We start from the raw sequence: 2216 nt of genomic DNA, 5'->3' as shown, positions 1-2216 counted from the left end.
ACTTTTATTTATAAGGGCTTTTTTAAATTTAATTTTTCTATTTATAAAGAATTTATATTGATTAGTTTCTTTTAGATATTTAGACTGCTTTTAAAGGTTTACTATTTAAAAAACAGTTTATATTAAATTGCTTTTTTTAGGTTCCAATGATTGAAATTATTTAATATTAATTTTAAGCTTATCATACTTAATCTATTAATTATTAAAGAGGAAACAATGATTTCAGATAGAAAATTAGAACATTTATTAATTTGTAAAAATTATGATGTCAATTATAAGGATAAAACTACAGGCTTTGAAGACATTGAACTCGTTCATAGGGCATTGCCTGAAGTTCATAAGGAAGAAATTGATATTTCAACTGAAGTTTTTGGAAAGAAACTGGAATCTCCATTATTCATTACAGCAATTACTGGAGGGCATCCTGCTGCAAAGGACATCAATAAGGAATTGGCTACTGTTGCAGAAGACAAACAGATTGGTTTAGGATTAGGAAGTCAAAGGGCAGCTATTGTCAACCCAGAATTGAGAGACACTTATGATGTTGTAAGAGAATATGCTCCATCAGCACTTGTTTTAGGTAATATTGGAGCACCACAATCTGATTTGGCGGTGAAAGCGGTTGAAATATTGGACAGTGATATTTTAGCAATTCATTTAAATCCTTTACAGGAAGTAATTCAACCTGAAGGGGATCTTGATGCAAGAGGATATATAGATTCAATAGCTGATATCTGCAAAAGCGTAAAAGTCCCGGTTATGGCAAAGGAAACAGGTACCGGTATTTCTGCTGAAGATGCAAAAGCTTTGGAAAAGGCGGGAGTAAGCTTCATTGATGTTGAAGGTGCTGGAGGAACCAGTTGGGCAGCTGTTGAAACTTACCGTGCAGATGACCGTTATATGGGAGAATTGTTCTGGGATTGGGGAATTCCAACTGCTGTAAGCACTGCAGAAGTTGTTAATTCTGTTGATATTCCAGTAATATCTGCTGGAGGCATTCGTTCAGGTTTGGATGCTGCAAAGGCTATTGCATTAGGTGCAGATGCTGTTGGTATGGCACTTCCTGCACTTAAGGGAGCTTATGAAGGACAAGAAGCTTTAGTCCAAATGGTTGAAAGGTTCAATGAATCTTTAAGAATTGCCATGTTTTTAGTTGGAGCTTCCAATATTGAAGAGCTTAAGAATTCAAGTCTTGTAATAAAAGGAGAAACTAAGGATTGGCTTGAAGCAAGAGGATTCGATACAAAAGCTTACGCTAGAAGATAACTTGTTTTGAAAAGTTTTTTATAAATCAGATTATCTTTTTTAAATAATCTTTTTTAAATATTTCAGTAAACTTAGTTTACTTAATAATACTCATTATTTTACGGAAAAAAACAAAAAGGAGGATATAAATGACTGTAGAAGTTATTGCAATTGGTGGATATGAAGAAGTAGGAAAGAATATGACTGCAGTTAAAGTAGGAGAAGATGTAGTCATTTTTGATATGGGTATCCACTTAGACAGAATCAGTATTCACGAAGATACAGATATAGACAGAATGCATAGTTTAGATTTAATCGAAAGGGGAATTATTCCTGATGACACCATCATGAAGGATGTGGATGGAAAGGTAAAGGGAATAGTCTTTTCACACGGTCACTTGGACCACATCGGTGCTGTAGCCAAATTGGCTCACAGATATGATGCTCCATTAATCGGAACACCTTATACTGCGGCATTAATTGAAAAACAAATAAAGGGTGAACGTAAATTCAAAGTAAAAAATCCTATTAAAGTCTTAAACCCGGGAGGAAAAATCAAACTTTCAAAGGACATTACACTAGAATTCGTTCAATCCACACACACTATTCGAGATGCTGTATTTCCAGTATTACATACGCCTGAAGGTATCATTGTTTACGCTTTAGATTTTAAATTTGATAATCATCAAAAAGTATCTCCACCACCTGATTATAAAAGATTGAAAGAATTAGGTAGGAAAGGAGTTCTTGCTTTAATAGTGGAAACCACTAATGCAAAAAATCATGATGAAGTAAAAACTCATTCTGAGCGTATTGCACGTAATATTTTGGAAGATGTGATGAGAGGACCATTGCATGAAAAAACCGGAATGATAGTTACTACAGTTTCATCTCATGTTGAAAGGGTGCAGGCTATTGCAGACATTGCAAAGAAATCTCACAGAGAAATCTTTTTCCTGGGCAGATCAATG

Annotated in this window: 2 protein-coding genes; both read left to right on the top strand. The window is 34.4% G+C overall.

All coding sequences use genetic code 11. From position 1 onward, the window contains the following. The first annotated feature begins 216 nt into the window (after positions 1–216). Positions 217–1266 carry a type 2 isopentenyl-diphosphate Delta-isomerase gene (gene fni / locus ACKI67_RS04125; RefSeq protein ID WP_407462123.1) on the top strand — a complete coding sequence of 350 codons (1050 nt, stop codon included), beginning with the start codon at positions 217–219 and terminating at the stop codon, positions 1264–1266. A 128-nt stretch (positions 1267–1394) separates the two neighbouring features. Further along, positions 1395–2216 (top strand): MBL fold metallo-hydrolase (locus ACKI67_RS04120; protein WP_407462122.1); only part of this gene is annotated, 822 nt, incomplete at its 3' end.

This window comes from Methanobrevibacter sp. (assembly GCF_045577275.1).
In the GTDB taxonomy this organism is placed as follows: domain Archaea; phylum Methanobacteriota; class Methanobacteria; order Methanobacteriales; family Methanobacteriaceae; genus Methanobrevibacter.
This window is presented reverse-complemented; position numbering and strand designations above follow the sequence as displayed.